Genomic DNA, 17,422 nt, shown 5'->3' on the forward strand with positions numbered 1-17,422 from the left:
TCCGGCCGGCGATATCGGCTGCGGCCTGAGTGAAGACCCGCCAGGCCGCGTCGATGTCGAGGCACAGAGCCTCGGCTGCCCACTGCAGCGTCTTCCGCTGGGGCGTGAGCTAGGCGGCCATTGCCGCAGTATCGGGCCGGGCATTAGAGCGTCGGCCCCACCAAGAGCAGCCACTGCCGCGAAGATCCCACGGGAGGAGTCGCGGCGCCGACGCAGCAGCAATGCCTACATTGCCGGCTCTTCGACGCTCTGTTGTGACCACCATGCTCACCTGTCTTCTTCGTCTGCTTACCGCCGTGGATCGCCTGATCGTGACGGTCAATCGTCACCCGGCCTGCGCGAGACGTGTGGCCCAACTGGTCGCGCTGCTGGCCGTGCTCGAGTTGGTGCGATGGCGGTAGACGGCCAGGCGCCGCCGGCGGCGGGGCAGAGGCGAGAAATCGCACAGGTGATAACTATGCTTCCCGAATGTCCTTTTGTCATTCGGCCGCTAAAGGTCGCTGCAGCGAAGCAGGGGACCATCCGCCCGCGCATATCGCCGATTTATCAATCTTTAACCATGAGCTTTCAGGGCAAGGACTAAGCTGGAAGTTGCCTTCCTGGCGCGTTTTCCTCGGACGCGCCGGTTGAATGCCCTGGCGAAGGCGTGTCGGGGCGTTTTTTTGCCAAGCCACACCAGCGCCAAGAGGCCAAATCGATGCGGGAGGGGCGTGATGGTTAAGCCTGATGTCACGTTCGACACGGTGTTCGCGCGCCGGGTCGACGAAGCGAGGGCGCGGGATGTTGCCGAAATGGTGGTGCGGTCGCAAGATCTTCCGCCGCATCTCGCACGCGTCGCTCATGCCTATGCGGCGAGATGGTTTTACCTTCAGATGCGTTTTGCCGGGCGGGAAGGGCCGGGTATGACCGTGGAGGCACTCTGGCGCAGCCTGGAAAGCGTCTTGGGACCGTATGGCGCTGAGGGACATGACGGAACGCTGGCGCAGGATTTACTGCGCTAGGCCCCGTTGTAGTGGGGCGTGCTGCCGTCATTCCGACTGACGGTAGCACCTTAGCGGGCCACCATCCGTGGCCCGCTTTTTTATGGACACGCGAGTGGTCAGATCGGCCGCGGCTGCGGGTGAGCAGCTGAGGCGCATGGGCCGCAATTATCCATTGTTGACAATTCTTCTGATGATTCTTGAGAGGCGACTATGTAGTATCGGTATGGGTCTCCTCACGCGTGCCTCTCTCATCGCGTGGAGTTCAATCCCGGTCCCCGTCCGGGATTTTTTTTGCCTGCACGGGATCGCGAACGGCGCCAGCACGTCAATTTGCAATCTTTGACACTGGGAGACCGGGATCCGAGACTACACTCGGGACTGCCACCTCTCTGACGGGCGGCACGTAACGAGACGTTATTGGGCCACTTCGGTGGCCCAATTTTTCATTGCCGCCTTGGTGACGGTCAGAAGGAGTTGCCAATGAAGCATCGCATCTCTGGTCGCAAGGTCGGCTCTTGCGATGACGTGGCCCCAATGTTCAGCGGCACGGGAGCGGTGGCGGTCGGGCCAGGTGATGATCCGGGCGAGCTCGACGCGTTCGCCGTGACGTGTGCCCGCCGTGCAGTGCTGGCGCTTCGTGAGCATGGCGTCGAAGGCTACGTCATGTTCGAGGGGGATCCAAGGCCTTACCCATTTACGCCCGAAGCCGATTTTGTGCATCCCGGCGTGCGGCACTGACGTCCCAGCGCAGCCGACGCGAGGCGAACAATCCGGTGGCTGACCCAAGTCGTGGCGGTGGGGCGCAGCGATAGGGTTGACGTTCTTTCGATGCGCGCTACCATGAAACTTGCATGACGAATCATGGCGAGTACCTCCATTTGGGAGCGGGCTGTCGAGCGGCCCGTTTTTTTGGAGGGGAGGAAGGCTGTCAACGCCACCCCCTCCAATTATCCGGCCGATTGGACGTCAATCCGGCCGCAGCGCCGACCTCCTCGGACTGCGCGAAACGCCGACTCACCTCCTGAACAAGCCCACCCGGTATTTGTCCATTGCTGACAATTCGTCAGAGGATTGCCCATATACTGAAAGAGCTGATCGCCCTCATGGCGGGTGATCGCATTCTGGGACGATGCTTTGGTGGGCCACTTCGCGTGGCCCCTTTTTTTGTCCGTTCCACTCCGGCCATGGAGCCGATTGCGCGGCAAGGGGTGAATTGGGCGAGCGATGTCGGTGAGGTGGAATCCCGATGAATCGACTGGGTTGGCTCATTTCAGGTCTTCCTCAGGGGGCGGTCGCACGGCACCTCAAGCATGTCTGCCGTTCTGGCATTAAGTCCACTAGCTATCCTTACCAAGTGTGGTACGTTGGGGCGTTTTCCGTGCTATAACTGTTCATGATTTGTGCACAAAAGGAGCGCGACATCATGAGCACCCTCGCAGCCACCCGAGCACCCGCCGCGCCAGCCGGCGGCCCGGCCCCGGCAAGCTTTGATGCATTCCTGAGTGCGTTGCGCGAGCCGGACACGGCCGCGCCAGTGCTGTCGGCCAGGCGTTACGTGGCGGCCCTGAACATCGACTTGCAGACGCTCGCCGACCAGGCTCACGTCCACCGCAACACCGTCGCCCGCGCGCCGCAGTCGGCCAGCGTCCAGCAGTTCCTGCGCGAGGCGATCCGCGTGATCCGTGCCGCGACGGATCTGTCGGGCGACGTCCAGCGCGCGCTGTTCTGGTATCGCAACGAGCCGCTGGCCGTGTTTGACTATCAGACGGCCGAAACCCTGGTGTCGGCCGGCCGAGCCGATGACGTGGTGCGCTATGTGGTGTCGCTCGAGGCGGGCGCCGCCGGATGATCCTCACGCCGCTGCAGGACATTACCGCCTACCGCATGCACGTGCCCAAGTGGGCCGTGGCGCCCACCAGTGGCGCGGGTGCCGCCCAGGCCGGCGGCCGGGCGAACCGGATTGGCACGCCGGCGTTGTATCTGGCGCTCGAGGTGGCCACCGCGGCGGCCGAGTATCAGCAGCTGTCGCCCCTGCTGCCGCCCGGCACGCTGGTGAGCTATCGGGTCACAGCGACGCCCGTGGTCGATTTCACCGGCGGTTTTCACGCGGATCTCTGGCCACCTCTGTGGGAATCCTTCTTCTGCGACTGGCGCCGCGACTGGTTCAACGCGCGGATCGAGCCGCCCAGCTGGGTGCTGGGCGACGAGGCGATCGCCGCCGGCGCCAAGGGCATCCTGTTTCGCTCGACGCAGGCTGCGGGCGGCACGAACCTGGTGCTGTTCGTGGACCAGCTGGGGGAGGGCGATCGCCTGGACGTGAACGACCCGGCCGGTGCCCTGCCACGCAACCAAGTCTCCTGGGGCGAGCCGACCGCCTGACGGCGGCGACGCCCCGATCTACCCATTCACGGGAAACGCTATGTCATACGATGCCGCGATGGAATTCGCGCGGATCCGGGCTGAGGCAGCGGCCCTCGAGGCCGCCCAGCCGGCGCTTGCCGTGCAGGTTCGTCTCACGCACAGCAGGGATCCGCTGGGTCTGAGCGAAGCAGCGATCTTGTTCCGGGTTGCCCTCCGATCCAGTCCACAAGGCTTGGGCCTGTGGGTGGTGTTGGCGGACGTCCGTACGGGGATCGCGTTCGAACGGCGGTGGAATCCCGCCGCCATGGCGTTGGCGGCAGCTGGCGCGCCGCGAGCGGGGCAGTGGCCGCCCGTGGAGTTCGTTGACGAGCGATGAGCCCGCCGCTTGATCGCCTAGCCAGCCCGGCCTTGATCGGGTTTTTTGTGGGCGTTGTCAAGTCCGCTAAGCACCATTAGCAGACTTGTGTTTAATGTTCTAAAATCCCCTGGGGCCGGATTACGTCTCGGTAGATATCGGGTAAACCCGTATTTTTGATGAGCCCAGACTGGCGACCATCGTCGAGCCGGGGAGGCCGGGGCAGCGCAGCCTGATCGCCCGCACCGCACGTCGTGCGTCGCGTGCCCGCCGTGCTCGACGCCGGCCAGATGCGCCCCCGGCCGCTCGCCCTGGCCAACGTGTCGCATAAGCGCGATCTGGGTTGCCGCGGCGAGCAGACCCCCGTCAACGGGACCGACGGGTAGGGCGTCACCGCAGGGGATCTGGGCCGCCAGCCCGTGTCGTCGTTATGTTGTCTTTGCAGGAGGGTTGTGATGCCGCACCGCCAGATGATGACGGCGCGCCACCTGACGGATCGCACCGAGGCGTGCCTCCGCGAATACCTGGCCGACGCCGAACGCAGCTCGAATCCTAGTCGCAAGCAGATGTACTTAGACTTTGCCAACGGCGCCTTCGTGCTTTGGAATCGCCTGATGCAGGATCTGACGGATCCGGCCGATCCGCTGGCCACGGCCGAGTTCGAAGCCGACCAGGCCCGGCTCGACGCGCTCTTCGGCGACACGTTCAATCTGCCTGAACCGCCGCCGTCATCGTAGAAACGAGGAGCCATCGTGCCCATCAGCCTCAGCTATGCCCAGATCACCACGCACGTCCTCAATGAAGTGTGCCGGCAGCTCGACGCGGTCACCCACCTCGACGCCGACGACGCCGAACTGGCCTGGGCTCGCGCGTGCGGTGCGTTCGATCTCTGGCGGCGGCTGGTCGACGCGCTGCTTGCCGAGTGCGATCCCGCCGCCTTGTTATATCAATACGACGAAGCCCGGTTGTGCGCCATGCTGGGGTTGCCGCGATGAACGTCGCGCCGCTCGATCAGCGCCGCAGCCGCACGCTGCCCGCTGGACCGCGCGCTGTCGCGGCGCTCGTACGCCGCTTCAAGCGGCAGCTTCTGGTGCTGCTCTTGCTGCTGATCAGCGGGTGCGCAACGTTGTCTCGGCCAGCCCCTTCCGCGGATCTCCCGCCCGAGTGCGTGGCGCGCTACGCGGCGTTGTTGGATCTGGCGCAGCTCGCCCATCGTGATGGGCCTGACGCCTCCACGTTCGTCAACGCGATCCGCGAGCTTGCGCGGTCGCTCGACGACTGCCTGTCCGAGGTACACCCGGCGTCGCCCGCGTCGGTGCTGCCCACCACGCGGCAGCGCGACAAGCTCGAGCCGCGCCAAGACCGTGCCGGTCAGGGCAACCGGACAGTGAAGTCGGCCTGGGCCGGTACGACGCGAGGAGAGGGGGACATCCCCATCCCATGAACGCCAATCCATCCACGCCCCCAAGCGTACCCTCTCATGCGGCGGTTCTGACCATGCTTCGCCACGTATGCCGACGCCAGGTGGTGCGTCACCGGCATGACGCGACGATCGATACCTTGGTGGGGTGGGGCTTCATCGCCTGGGTGCGCCAACCCGTTCGGCTGTCGCAGCAGCCGGTGTCCGCGCGTTCTCCCCACTGCCCGGTCCCCGAGGAGCTCGCCACCTTGACCGACGATGGCAGAGCGTGTCTCGATTGGCTCACCGCCCTCGAGTCCACGCCCTGGTGGGAAACCCTACGCGCTCAACCCTATTCGCTCACTGGCCTATGAATCGCCCACCGACCCTCGCCTCCCTCCCTGCGCACCGCGTCGACGGCATCGTGTTCGAGATCGCGCTGGCCATCGGCGTGCGCGTCGAGGTGATCGGCGTGCCGTTCGCGCACCGCGGTCGCACGTTCGCCGTTCACCCCTCGACCCGCTCGCGTGCCCCAACGCGCGTCGAGTACGTCGTATCGGACGTCGAGACGGGCCAGCGCATCCCGAGGGTGGCGGCTGCCACCCTCGACGACGCGCGCGCCGAAGCGATGGCCGTCCTCGACGCGGTAGCGGAGTCCGACTGGCGCAAGCCGTTCGCGGCGCCTGCTCATCGCAAGCCGGCCCGGACCTGACGATGGCCAACCGCCCTCAGCAGCTCGAGCTGCCGCCGCCCCGAACCTATTCCCGCACCGAATTCACGGCGCTGCGCGCGCGCGTGAAAGGCCTGCCCGTCGCGACCATCGCCCGGCTCTACTTCGACCCGGAGGAGCACGCGGTGCTGGACGTCGAGCGCCTGTTGCGCACCATGCGCGACGATCTGGTGTCGATCGCGCTGCGCGAGGGGTCGTCCGTCCTGGTCGAGCACCTGCAGGCCTCGATTCGCAAGTACGGCGAGCCGCGGTTGACCCCCGTGTCGTTGCAGATGATCGAGCTGGCGGCCGGCAGTTGGGCGAAGGCCGCGCCGGCGGCGGCCCACGCCGTCGCGCGCTGGTTCCGGCCCTTGATCGCGCAGCGGCTGGCCGAGGTGGACGTGCGCACGGTGGGGGAACTCGTCGCGTACTGCAACCGCCGCGGCGGCGCCTGGTGGCGATCGGTGCCGCGCATCGGCGTCGGCCGGGCCCGGACGATGGTGGCCTGGTTGCGCCGGCACGTCGAGACGATCGGCCAGACGGTGGACGCCGACGTCGACGGCGTCGATCCGCTGCTGGCCTCGCCGGAGACGCGCGTCGCGCTGCGCCGGGATCAGCTGGTGCCGATCCACCGCCTGGTGGTGCCGCACGACCTGGCCGGCGCCCGGGGCGTGAATCGCGCCCCGGCGTTTCCCTACATTTCGGCCGCGCACGACCTGGATGCCGTGTTCGCCTACCTGCACCGTTACGACGGGCAGGCGGCCACCCAGCGCGCGTACTGGCGCGAGCTCGAGCGCTTCGTGCTGTGGTGCGTGCTGGAGCGCGGCCGGCCGATGTCCTCGATCCTGGTCGACGACTGCGAGGCCTACAAGGCGTTCCTGACGAGTCCGTCGGAGGCGTTCCGCGGGCCGCCGGCCTCGCGGGCCTCGGGCCGCTGGCGCCCGTTCGCGCTGACGCCGCTGTCGCTCGACAGCCAGCGCTACGCGGTGCGCACCCTGCGGGCGGCGTTCGACTGGCTGGTGAAGGTGCGCTACCTTGCCGGCAACCCGTGGGTGGCCGTGACCGACCCGAAACCGGTCAAGCGCGCGACCAAGCTGCAGGTGCAGCGCGCGCTGCCGATCGACGTGTGGAGCCGGGTGCGCGCGGAACTCGCCGACCGCGCCGAAGGGTTCGGCCCGCAGGGGCCGGACTGGCGCGTGGCCCGGGCCCTGGTGCTGCTGATGGGCGACGCGGGCTTGCGTATCGAGGAGGCCGTGACGGCGGAGCGGGATGGGTTGCAGTGGTGGCCGGCCGAGGACGAGATTCCCGCGACCTGGATGCTGCGCTTGGTCGGCAAGGGCAACAAGGAACGCATCGTGCCGCTGACCGAGGATGCCGTGGAAGCGCTACGTGAGCACTGGCAGGATCGCGGCTTGGATCTGGATGCCGCCGGCGCCAAGGCCGACGGCTTGCCGCTGGTGGCGCCGACGGTGGTGCCGCCCACGCCGGCGGGCCGGGAGAAGTTTGGGGTGACGGACACGGGCCAGATGACGCGTGTGGCCGGGTACACGCCGCGCGCGGCACGTCGGGTGGTGGCGCGCGCGCTAGGCCGGCTGCTCGAGCAGTTGCCGGATCTTGAGGAGTCGGCTCGCCGGCAGTTGGCGGCCACCTCACCGCACGCGTTTCGGCATACGTTTGGCACGCAGTCGGCCGCGGCCGGTATGGCGATCGAGGTGCTGCAGCAGGTGCTGGGGCACGGCTCGCTGCAGACCACCACGATCTACGTGAATGCCGAGCAGCAGCGCATGCGCCAGGAGAGTGCGAAATATCATGCCAGGCTGGCCGGGCTAAGGGACAAGTAAACTGTCTCGGCATGCTCTTGCACCTTAGTGTTGCCGGACAACGCAATCACGACCTCACCATACCGTCGATAGCGACACGCAGAATAATCGGATGAAACGACGACGCCCTCTGACCAAGACGCATCTGCTGCCGTTGCCTGCGGCACTCGCGCGACAGCAACAACTTCGGCATCACGTTGCGTTGTCGATGTTGCTGGACCAGTGCGCCGGGCACACCCAGCTCGTGATATTGCTCAACGTGGTGGAAATGACCTACCTGTTAGCGTTACCTGCGGAACTGGAGACGATATCGATCGACCGCTTTCGCCAAGCCGAGATGGCATTGGAGGCTCAATTTGGGCAGTGCGCTGAAGGTGGTGGCGAACTCGAGTCCGCCCAGCGTGAGGTTATTGAGCGGATCTTGGCCATGCATGACGAGCAGTTGCTCCGTGTTTCGAGTCATCGGTATCTTGAAGCTCAGGAGCGCTGCAAGCGATTGGCGGAGGCGGGGCGATCGGCGATTCCTAGTTAAATTGACGCGATGCTGTACCTTGGCGGCTGTCTGTCAGTCAGTCAGTATCATGGTTGCGCCGAAACTGGCTGCGTGCAGAATGTAATGGTTTCTGTTGTGTGCATTGCTCCACGCGATTCCTTTCAGAAAAAGACATGATGGCCGCTAACGCAAATTCCAGCCTAATCGACCATCCGACACCGGACGGCGCTCGGTATCTGCTCGAACACGACGATACCTTTGTTCGTCGGCAATTTTTCGAGGCGTTAGGGCCGCAGCTTGACACTATGGTTGAGGTGCTCACGGCGTGCTTCAAGTGGGTACAGCCGGTCCTGGAGGCGGCTGCCGCAGTGCGCACCGAGCGTACTGATCTACTAAAGTTGTTTGCACTTGGTGGGCTCGACGATCTTGTGGTGTCGACCAAGCTGCTGCTCGGTGGCAAGCACGCGGCATCCGGTAACGTTGCGCGTCAGGCAATCGAGGGGGCCGCGATGGCAATGCTCTGTTCGACCTCTCAACCACTGGTGATCCAGCAGGATCGGACGAAGGGTGCAATAAGAGCGCTCTACTGGCGGGAGGTGCTTAAAGAAGACCGGCGAGTTCAGGGGCAGCACGCCGTTCGGCAACTGAGCTGGAACATTGAACTACTTCGCGTGCCCCAGATTTGGTTCGAAGGGCTCGCGGCTGGTCAGAAGCATTTCAGTCGCCTGAGTCACGCCAGCATTGACACGGTGGCGTCGCGTAGCAAATTCACTGGGCTCGGGTGCGGAGCGATCGAAATGGGTGGGCACTTCGATCCGAAGAAGATGTCGTTATACAGCGGCGAGCTATCGTATCGGATCAATCTGTGCCGTCAACTCACGCTGTTCATGGAACATTTTCTCAACACGATGATACTGGCCTCGGCGTGTGACGGTACCCATCAACGCATGCCAGCGAGCGATGGGCTCGATGTGTCGTCGGGCTATCAGAATGGCGACGCAATCCCTCCAAGAGGTGTAAATGATGAGGTTTGAATTTGTTGCCAACGAGGTATCTCGCACCATTCGAAGATGGCACGCATATTTTGGGGCTGGTTCGGCCAAGCCCGAAGACTACGTGCTCCTGCATCGCACTATCGAGGTTGATCAGCAAGATCGAGAACTCGGCCAGGACACCTATTATCTCGAGGTCTGCACCGACGGCGTGGCGGGATACCGACCGATGCTCCAGGCCGGTTTCGAGCCTGAGTCAACTCGCGCCCGTGCGGCGTCGCTAGCAAGTTGAGCGCGAGGACGACGCGCTGCCTGCGATGTTCGGCCGCTCCGTGTTCGACCAGGAAGTCGGCTCGCTCGTTTAGCGGGCCCTTGACCTCCGCTCCAGAATCAGGGTCGTTCAGCCCTTTTCCGCTGTCGATCAACTGCTAATCGAGCTAGGTGGCCTTTATCATGCGCGCCTGCCGCTCAATCGGCAAGTGCGATTCAGTTCCACCGCCATGCCGCCGCCGAGACGCTGCGCGTCGTACTGGCGGCCCAGTTCGGGCAGGTCGCTGGGCATGCTCCAAGCGTATCTATAACCCTGGGATATGGCGTTTGCCGACGTCTTCGACTACATCGAGGTCTTTTACAATCGAACCCGTCGCCATAGCCTTCTTGGCGGCCTGAGTCCCGAGGCATTTGAACAAGCCGCGGCGTGAGGGTCGGCGGTGTCTAGTGTGCTCTGGGCAGTCCAGAGCCTCGGTAGCTGACGATAAAGGTCGCGCAAAGTGAGACCGAGCGTCGGACGGGAGCCACGTAATATCGGCAACCTCATTCATCTCAACTGCCCGGTGCGAACACGCTATAGGGGGCGAATCCCGTTAGCTTTCGCGGGACCGCTGCGGGCACATGCGAACGATGGTTGAACAGTTCGCCCGTGCCAGTACGTATCTAGCTGCCTTTCTGGATCTGGTTTTTGATCCGGTCAAGCTCTTTGGACGATCCAAATGCCCCCGAAAGGATCGGCAAATCGCTTGCCGCCAGGCTTTCGATATTCAACCCCTTCAACGCGACGTCCCCGACCAGTCGGTTCGCCATAGCACTTGCGTTGCCCTTGATCGTTTCCGTTCCGAACTCATGGAACCGGCTCATCAGGCCACGGGCGAGGTCTGAACGTGCCTGGCCATCATTCATCAGCTTTTCAACGAGCTGTGCGCTGTCGAAAACGGCGGCCGAGAGAGCCTCGCTGTTCTGTACGCTCAAGGCGCGTGGAATAAGGTCAACAAAGAATCCTTTTCCAAATGCCTCAGAGCGTGAGACGGCTTGCCTCCAAAGCCTCGCCCGTTGTTCAACGGGGATGGTGCCGTCAACGAGCAGGTCGATCAGCAACGCACGTTCTCTGTCATCTTGCGCAGACAGCCACACATTCAACGCCAAGTCTGCGTCTCCTGTTGTCTGAACTGCACCGCGACGAAGCAGAGCAATGGTAGCTGTCCGGCGCGTATCATCCCCAATTTGTCGTGATACGACCTGCCATGCTTCGCTGAGGGTTGCTATCTGTTCAGGCTTACTGGTGTCCAACGTGCTTACGAGAGAATCAATCTGCTCGACCGACAGGTCAGGATATCGCCGGAAGAACGGTAGTGCGAGATGAGGCTCGACCTTCCAGAGAGAGCATGCGGCCTCGATTAGACGCGCACGCTTGTCCTGCGCGACCATGCCGCGGTCAAACATGTCGGAAGCGGAACTGAGCACATCGTCTTTCACTGTTGTTGCTTGGCTGATTGAAGTGGCACAGGCCTCTTCAAACAGGACAGATGGGTCATATGGTGCAAGCGTCGGGGCAGATGCAGGCCAGTGATCGACCATATGTCGATGCAGTAACGCGTAGTGAGCGGGATAGTTTTTGGCTTGTTGGAAGAGCTGCTGCAGCGAGGTACCAAGCGCTTGGGGTGTCGCGTGAGCTAGCACTTTCGAGATGGGCGGAAAAATCGATTCTAGATAGTTGCTGTTGCCGCTGCGGCTGGCGAGATTGCCTAAAGCGTTGTCCAGGTGCCCCTTGAATGGCGCCTTGTCCCAGTCGGAGGCGGCAAGCCCATCGACGAACGCGGAGTAACGGCTCGCCGTGGCATCGTTAATCGATTCCGTAGTCAGAATAGCGTTCACTGAATTCGTAACTGCGACCTTGAGGCTGTCATCCTCTTGGGGCAGAAGCTTCGTCAACATCTCAAGACACGGCAGGGGAAGATCGGAAATAACCCGTGGGGCCCATGTGGTCAACACTGCGGTGGCCCGTTCGGGGTTCACCCGACGCAGTTGGGAGACGACGTCGCACGCGTGTTGGGCGAGCACGTCTTCGCGGCTCCATGCTGTTGCAAGCGCGACCAGTTGTTGCAGCGCACTGTCGTCTAGCGACTGTATCCGCGCCACAACCAGTTTCATCAACTCTGGGAATGCCTCATGAACGTCGACATCGGAACTGTCGTCTGGGACGTCATGCAGTAGGCGGGTGACAAATGCACTGACAAGCGACGAGATTTCGGCATCGGTGGCGAACCCTTCATTTGACACGGCAACCTGCCAGGCGACTCTGACGGTATCTGGCTGCCTGAGCCTCATAAACCGACATACGATTGGCCATGTTGCTCGCCGTGCCTCTTCCCCAACCGACATCTGCGCCGAGAACACGTTTTTGGCTCGCTGCGTTGCGGCGTCCATGTCGAATGCTGCCGGCTGATCTTTTTCAAGTTCACTCGCAAGTGCTTCCGCGTAACGCGTCCCCAAAGAACCAGCGATGCTGCCAGTATCGGTTGAGAGCCAGGCTTCCAACTCATCAAAGCCGAGCTGTCTGGAGGCGTTGGGAACGCGAACATTGCGAGCCAACAGCCAATCGAGGAACTGCGTGTCTTCCCTCGCTTCGAGGCCCTGTTCTCCGCGCACACCGATGGCAAGCGCAACAATAGCTCTCACCATCTCTATTGCCTCGTCCAGACTCGGCGTTTGCCCGGAGTCAAGCTTGAGGCTCAGATCTTCGTCTCTTGCCATCGCGTCACCAATGAGACGGGAAGTTACAGCGCGCTTGTCGGAGCCCGCAGCTTTGACGAGCATATTCTTGATTCGTACAGGTCCGAGTTGCGATCGCAGGCTTGGACTTTCGTCAAGGGTTCTGCAAAGCTCGTTGAGTACCTGTGTGAGGGGAGGGTCTGGAATTCGATCGACTACGTCCGCCATTACACGTGCGCCATTGGTGCGACGGACTTCCGTTTCGCCTCGGAGATCTTCAAAGAGGTTGTACAGATTCTTTGCCTGATCGACGCTCAAAGGCGAGAGATCATGATGCCTGCCCAGCCCCTCCAGAACGCCATCGGTGTCGCCGGAGATGAATGCGTTTCGCAACTGCGCAATCTTTGGTCCTAGCCGCCGAGAGATAGGGTCTTCGGAGAGCAGTAGCAGGCTCTCCAGCGGCTGAGCCCATCGAACACCTACGAGCCCCGCGAGAAATTGACGCAGCGGCCTGAATTCCGGTCGTAATTGCGGCTTTTGTTTAGCGGAAGCCTCCTCTCCACCCGAAGCAGGCTCGGGGGCCAGATACTTGTCGGCCAGGATTCGCTGGATCGACTCAGGACGCTCAGACAGACTCTGTCCTCTTACGACGACTTCGGTGAAGTGAAAGAGAAGCTCGGGGTCATCCTGCAGTTCGCGATAAAAATCCGGGAAACTCACCTTCAGGGCCGAAAGTGCGCCAAGTGAGATAGGGTGGTCAGTGACGGCCCCTTCGTGCAACCCGCCTGCGCGATCGCTACCCACTCCATCGGCTTCACGCTTTTTGGCCAGCCACCACGATTGCTCGAACGCGTTGACAATTTGCAGCGCATTTCGCGGATCTTGCACGCCGACATGAATCATTCTGTCAACGATGGGTGCTAGGGGCACGCCGCGCGCTGCGAGATCGGCTGCAACGCCTCCCATGCTTACCAGTTTTCTCGTAGCAAACTCTCGCATGTCGTTATGTGGCGGCGGCGGGATCTCCAGGCGGAACTGGAAGATTCGGTCAAGGTACCGTCGGGCGTCAAATCGGTTGAACACCGTCGCGGGCAAATCTGCCGAGCGTCGGCCCTTGGCCAGCGCATCAGCAATCTTTCCTTCGTCACACGAAATGACGAATACCAGGCCGAGTCCATCTGGCAGGCGACCTTTGGGAATTTCCATGAACGTGCGTACGCCGTCCAGGCCGAGCACCATCTCTTCAGCAGACAACCGGTCGAGATCATCGACAAACACAACCAGCCGTTCACACTTCCTTCCATCCCGCCCGTCTGGGGATCTGTTCTCTCCGGCCTTGTAGCGGGACAGTTGTCCGAGCAACATATCTTCGTACTGCTCCGAACTCGTGCTGGGAAGCATAACCCGTGTCATGGCGGACGCGGCCTTCACTTCCGGTGGTTTCATATGCTTGAGCACGTATCCAAAGAGAAGCGACACACACAATGATCCGGCCACTTTGGTCACATTATCACTGGCACCGAAGATCCAGTTGACGGTGGCGAGGACACCGACAAATGCGACCATTACCGCGAGCACGGCGGGAATCGGCAACAGCCAGGCGCGAAGCGTTTCCAGGCAGTATTGAAGCGCGGGCTTAGTCTGCTCCGTGACGTGGCTAATCTGGCGGAAGAGCCGATCCTGCAGGCTTTCCTCGTGCCCGCCTAACTCAAGGAACACGTGGCGTAGCAGTGCTCGCTTGATGTCCTGGTCGCGCCCCCCGAAGCGCCAAGCATTGAACGTTATGCATTGGATCTTCTCCGACCGCTTCGTGCCTTGATGCCTGGTGGCATCGTTTCGAAGCTCTTCCATGTACATCTCTTTGATGCTGCTCTTGCCCGTACCCCAGCCACCGAGAAGGCCAATGCTGAAGGGTGTCGGGTGATCACCCGATTCGATCAGGCTGCGTAACGCAAGCGCAAAATGACGGTGACCAAATGCGTCAAGTTGAGCGTCCGCGATCTCCCTGTCCAGAACGGACGGCATCTCGTTTGTGATGGAAATGTCTCTTTTCATGGTCTTCTTTTAATAGCGTTGCTCTGACAGGAAGATCGATCGAAAACTTGCTCGATTCGATTGCCCGAAAATACCGACGCATGATCTATCCGGTGGACATTACCTCTCCGGCTTGGTCATCGGGATGAAGGGCCGCCTTCAGACGCGTAGCGCTCGTGGCTCCAACACGCATGGAGAGCTCGTCGTCCGACATCGACCGGACGGCTTCAGTATCGAGTGCGCCTGCTTCAGCAAGAGCGAGACATTGGCCACGAGTCAACGGTATTGGCAGAGCCAGAAGCGGGAGAGCGCGAACGGGAAGTCCCGTTTCAAGGCGGGTCAGCAGTGCGTCGATTGTCGTTAGAAATTCGGGCTGCTCTGGGAAAAGCGCCGCGAGAATTCGGTGTGCAGAACGTAGGTGAAAGCGAGTGGATTCTGCGATGCTAGCGATGTCGCCATAGCTTATCGCGCCCTGATATGGGTTAGTCGTGTAGTGTTGCTCTATCACATCGACCGGGACACCCTCGATCCAGTCATGAAGAATGGAAGCCCGCTTGCAGCGCCGCCACACCTCTTGCTCATCTGCGCCGTAGCGCTGGAGGTGGTGTAGCAGAGGGTGTCCGTATCGCTGAATGGCATCGTTGATCCGTACCGCCTCCGATCGACCGCGTCTCATGATCGGCGTATAAACCGAGCTCATTTCGTCGAGGACTTGCACAAGTCCAAGAATTTGTGCCGCTGGCGTTGCGGCGACATTAATTCCCCGCAGGAGCTCGACGAGACGCAGGCCTGACTCGAAAGAGAGCGATGATGCTCCGACAGCCTGACCGAGGAGCGTAAGATGAATGATGCCACCCTCGTCTTCAGCGAGCCCCGCCTGTAGCAAACGGACAACGAATTCGCTGATACGCTGTTCAACCATTGCCATCCAACCTGGGTTGGCGCGAGAGGCGACATATCCGCCAAAGGTGTTGACGAGAAGACCCGGAATCTCAGCCATAGTTACCCCGCGCACCTGACTGAGAAGGCGAAGCACCCAAGTTGGGAGGTCATTGATCTCAAAAGACGACACCACGTCCTCGGGAACTCCCAACACATAGCGCCTAAACAACTGAGCGCGCTCGATTGGCGTGTCGGCGAGGATGATTGCCTTGCCAATTTCATTGAAACCGAGTCGGCCCGCGCGTCCAGCCATATTCTTGTACTCGGCGATGGTGAACGGGCGGCCATCCTCCCCAAGAAACTCATTTTCGGCAAGGATCACTGTCGAGGCCGGAGTATTGATTCCGGCCGCAAGCGTTGTCGTGGAGGCTAGCACATGAATTTCGCCGCCGGCGTTGCGAAAGCCTCGCTCGACCGCTTCGCGCTCAGCCCTCAGCAGGTTGGTATTGTGGAAAGCAGTGCCGCCTTGCAGGCAAGTGCGCAAATCGCGTGACGCGGCGGTGAGGCCCTGTTCTGGCAACGCTTGCAGCGCTTCTGTGGCTGGCCCTTTGCCAAGGGCTGCGGCGAGATAGCGCGCACAACCTTGAGCTTTGCCGCGGACGTTGCGGAAGACGATCAGTTTCTCGCCATTCGCGACTAGCTGCTGTGTTAAGGGCACAATGACATCCTGTGACGATGGGCGTTCGCGCCGCTGGAGGATGGCGTGTCGTGGGAGCAATGCTTCAGTTTTCGTAGTCCCGTCGACGTCGGCGAACTGGAACATTCCTTGGCGATCAAGAACGCCCTCGATCAAGGGGACCGGCCGCTCTCGGGACAGAAGCACCGGGATATCGAGCCATCGATCAAAGCCGTTGAGCTGACCAATGACAGCAGAGAGAAGGACAAGCTGCGGTGCGATTCCGCGCGCTTTTGCTCGCATCAGCATGGCGAGGATCAGTTCAACCGTAATGCCGCGGCGCGGATCTGTGATGAACTGGCCTTCGTCGACGACTACCAGGCCTAGGCGGCTCAGCAAGTGTGGTCCGCCGAGAGCTAGGTTCAGGAACATCTCGTAGGTGAAAAATGCAATGTCGTAGCGGCCGCTCATGACGGCTCCGACGCTGTCTGTTGCGTCACCGGAGCAGCGCACGATCCGCAGCCCGACCTCACCGTACCGGGCAGAGAATTCCTCGAATTTTTCCGCAACGATGGCGCGATAGGGAAGCAGGAATGCCGCTTTTTTACCCGAGAGGACTGATTGCACGGCCGCCAGTTCGCCGATCATCGTTTTTCCCGAGCTCGTCGGCGCCACGACCAGCAGTGAACGTCCTGCTAGAACTCCGAATTCGTTAACGGCTCGCAGTTGCAGCGCGTTAAGACCGTCGGGGAAGCGAACGCTCCATTGCTCGACAATGCTGTCGGGAAAGCCGTGCGGAAGAAGATCCGTGAATGCTCCGTCGATTTGAACGACGTCAGTTGCCGGAAAAGCCGCTTGATAGTTTGCGCCGCGCACTAAGCGCGGGAAAACCAGACCACCCTCAATGTGGCCGAGAAATACAGGAGTCTGCGTCACCCCGATCCTTTCGCCCTCCACCCTCGCAAGCTGAATGATTTCGTCCGCAACGGCGGGAAAGCTCACGTGCTCCGATGTCGCTCCGGTCATGGCTTCGATTAGCGCACCGGTGAGAAGTCCGTGGCCGGTTCCTGGCTGCTCCCACGCCGATTGGATGGCAGTACAAGCGGCGAGCAGAACACGGCCGTCGCCGGAGACGGTTTCCAGAGCAAACGCATTGCGCGGTCGCGCTTCAATTTCAAGAACACGAGCCGGAGCATGGCCGCTAAAGCACGAGTCCAAAATAAAGAGAACAGCGCGAGCCTTGGTGGCCTTGAAAGCATCGGCTAGAACTGCCATAGGCAGCGTGGTGGCCGCCAGATCCGTTCGCAGTGTGTCGTAAAAGGCGAGACAGCCGTCGGGCGTTCCGTGCCCTGCGAAACTGATGATGACGACGTCATCATCGGCCGCGTTCTCTAGCGTCTGCAGGACCGCCTGCGAGACGGCATCCTTTGTCGCCTGCTGATCGATGAGCAGTATCGCGCTAAGGTCTCGCAGGGTATCGGTGAATAGCGCCCAAAGTGCAAGGGCGTCGCGCATAGCGCCGGTGAGTTCCTCGATCGTTGGATCGAGCTGTCTATTAATGCCGACGAAGACCGCCTTGGTTACCATGATCCCTCCCAATCCACGGCATCAGCTGCTGCGCCGTGGATTCTTTCCCCTGATCTCGTTCAGCAAACGGTAGTATTTCGACGATTTGCTGTCAGCGAACACATTCTAGCGCTTCGGACGTATCGCGCATTTTCAGGTGCCTGCCG

The 17,422-nt window shown here is 61.6% G+C and carries 14 protein-coding genes and 1 pseudogene; 13 read left to right on the forward strand and 2 right to left on the reverse strand.

What is annotated here, in order from left to right; translation table 11 throughout:
• Nucleotides 1-713: 713 nt before the first annotated feature.
• The 13 genes and pseudogenes from FB600_RS29990 to FB600_RS30050 form a co-directional block, all read left to right on the forward strand.
• Entirely contained in the window at nt 714-1,001 is a 288-nt protein-coding gene (locus FB600_RS29990; protein ID WP_145757805.1) for a hypothetical protein, read from the forward strand.
• Between the two features lie 462 nt (nt 1,002-1,463).
• Nucleotides 1,464-1,721 carry a hypothetical protein gene (locus tag FB600_RS29995; RefSeq protein ID WP_145757803.1) on the forward strand — a complete coding sequence of 86 codons (258 nt, stop codon included), beginning with the start codon at nt 1,464-1,466 and terminating at the stop codon, nt 1,719-1,721.
• 685 nt (nt 1,722-2,406) lie between these two features.
• Nucleotides 2,407-2,832 carry a DUF2384 domain-containing protein gene (locus tag FB600_RS30000; protein ID WP_145757802.1) on the forward strand — a complete coding sequence of 142 codons (426 nt, stop codon included), beginning with the start codon at nt 2,407-2,409 and terminating at the stop codon, nt 2,830-2,832.
• On the forward strand, nt 2,829-3,362 hold the full coding sequence (locus tag FB600_RS30005; RefSeq protein ID WP_145757800.1) for an RES family NAD+ phosphorylase: 534 nt from the start codon (nt 2,829-2,831) through the stop codon (nt 3,360-3,362). Before FB600_RS30000 ends, FB600_RS30005 begins: the two co-directional genes overlap by 4 nt.
• A gap of 792 nt (nt 3,363-4,154) precedes the next feature.
• Nucleotides 4,155-4,436, forward strand: coding sequence for a hypothetical protein (locus FB600_RS30010; protein WP_105853342.1), 282 nt, complete (start codon nt 4,155-4,157; stop codon nt 4,434-4,436).
• A gap of 15 nt (nt 4,437-4,451) precedes the next feature.
• The gene (locus FB600_RS30015) at nt 4,452-4,694 is read left to right on the forward strand and encodes a hypothetical protein (protein WP_145757798.1); all 243 of its coding nucleotides are present in this window, start codon (nt 4,452-4,454) and stop codon (nt 4,692-4,694) included.
• Nucleotides 4,691-5,143, forward strand: a complete 453-nt coding sequence (locus tag FB600_RS30020) for a hypothetical protein (protein ID WP_145757796.1) — start codon at nt 4,691-4,693, stop codon at nt 5,141-5,143. The genes FB600_RS30015 and FB600_RS30020 overlap by 4 nt, the downstream gene beginning before the upstream one ends.
• 379 nt (nt 5,144-5,522) lie before the next feature.
• Nucleotides 5,523-5,810: a hypothetical protein gene (locus tag FB600_RS30025; RefSeq protein WP_244108766.1), complete on the forward strand. Its 288-nt coding sequence runs from the start codon at nt 5,523-5,525 to the stop codon at nt 5,808-5,810.
• A 2-nt stretch (nt 5,811-5,812) separates the two neighbouring features.
• The gene (locus FB600_RS30030) at nt 5,813-7,648 is read left to right on the forward strand and encodes a site-specific integrase (RefSeq protein ID WP_145757792.1); all 1,836 of its coding nucleotides are present in this window, start codon (nt 5,813-5,815) and stop codon (nt 7,646-7,648) included.
• Between the two features lie 91 nt (nt 7,649-7,739).
• The gene (locus FB600_RS30035; protein ID WP_145757789.1) at nt 7,740-8,159 is read left to right on the forward strand and encodes a hypothetical protein; all 420 of its coding nucleotides are present in this window, start codon (nt 7,740-7,742) and stop codon (nt 8,157-8,159) included.
• A 134-nt stretch (nt 8,160-8,293) separates the two neighbouring features.
• On the forward strand, nt 8,294-9,154 hold the full coding sequence (locus FB600_RS30040; protein WP_145757788.1) for a hypothetical protein: 861 nt from the start codon (nt 8,294-8,296) through the stop codon (nt 9,152-9,154).
• Nucleotides 9,141-9,404 carry an Imm10 family immunity protein gene (locus tag FB600_RS38225; RefSeq protein WP_145757786.1) on the forward strand — a complete coding sequence of 88 codons (264 nt, stop codon included), beginning with the start codon at nt 9,141-9,143 and terminating at the stop codon, nt 9,402-9,404. The genes FB600_RS30040 and FB600_RS38225 overlap by 14 nt, the downstream gene beginning before the upstream one ends.
• A gap of 295 nt (nt 9,405-9,699) precedes the next feature.
• Nucleotides 9,700-9,813: pseudogene (locus FB600_RS30050) on the forward strand (IS3 family transposase); the annotation flags it as partial.
• 232 nt (nt 9,814-10,045) lie between these two features.
• Here the strand turns inward: FB600_RS30050 and FB600_RS30055 are convergent.
• Together FB600_RS30055 and FB600_RS30060 are read right to left on the reverse strand one after the other, a co-directional pair.
• Nucleotides 10,046-14,152, reverse strand: a complete 4,107-nt coding sequence (locus tag FB600_RS30055) for a P-loop NTPase fold protein (protein WP_145757784.1) — start codon at nt 14,150-14,152, stop codon at nt 10,046-10,048.
• Between the two features lie 85 nt (nt 14,153-14,237).
• Nucleotides 14,238-17,276, reverse strand: coding sequence for a DEAD/DEAH box helicase (locus tag FB600_RS30060; RefSeq protein WP_145757782.1), 3,039 nt, complete (start codon nt 17,274-17,276; stop codon nt 14,238-14,240).
• Nucleotides 17,277-17,422: the final 146 nt, after the last annotated feature.

Origin of the sequence: Burkholderia sp. SJZ089 (assembly GCF_007828315.1) — a bacterium.
GTDB classification, from domain to species: Bacteria; Pseudomonadota; Gammaproteobacteria; order Burkholderiales; family Burkholderiaceae; genus Burkholderia; species Burkholderia gladioli.

Coding starts and splice junctions, on each gene's coding strand:
- FB600_RS38225 (WP_145757786.1), top strand. CDS start 9,141: ATGATGAGGTTTGAATTTGTTGCCAACGAGGTATCTCGCACCATTCGA.
- FB600_RS29990 (WP_145757805.1), top strand. CDS start 714: ATGGTTAAGCCTGATGTCACGTTCGACACGGTGTTCGCGCGCCGGGTC.
- FB600_RS30020 (WP_145757796.1), top strand. CDS start 4,691: ATGAACGTCGCGCCGCTCGATCAGCGCCGCAGCCGCACGCTGCCCGCT.
- FB600_RS30055 (WP_145757784.1), bottom strand. CDS start 14,152: ATGAAAAGAGACATTTCCATCACAAACGAGATGCCGTCCGTTCTGGAC.
- FB600_RS30005 (WP_145757800.1), top strand. CDS start 2,829: ATGATCCTCACGCCGCTGCAGGACATTACCGCCTACCGCATGCACGTG.
- FB600_RS30035 (WP_145757789.1), top strand. CDS start 7,740: ATGAAACGACGACGCCCTCTGACCAAGACGCATCTGCTGCCGTTGCCT.
- FB600_RS30010 (WP_105853342.1), top strand. CDS start 4,155: ATGCCGCACCGCCAGATGATGACGGCGCGCCACCTGACGGATCGCACC.
- FB600_RS30040 (WP_145757788.1), top strand. CDS start 8,294: ATGATGGCCGCTAACGCAAATTCCAGCCTAATCGACCATCCGACACCG.
- FB600_RS30000 (WP_145757802.1), top strand. CDS start 2,407: ATGAGCACCCTCGCAGCCACCCGAGCACCCGCCGCGCCAGCCGGCGGC.
- FB600_RS30060 (WP_145757782.1), bottom strand. CDS start 17,276: ATGGTAACCAAGGCGGTCTTCGTCGGCATTAATAGACAGCTCGATCCA.
- FB600_RS30030 (WP_145757792.1), top strand. CDS start 5,813: ATGGCCAACCGCCCTCAGCAGCTCGAGCTGCCGCCGCCCCGAACCTAT.
- FB600_RS29995 (WP_145757803.1), top strand. CDS start 1,464: ATGAAGCATCGCATCTCTGGTCGCAAGGTCGGCTCTTGCGATGACGTG.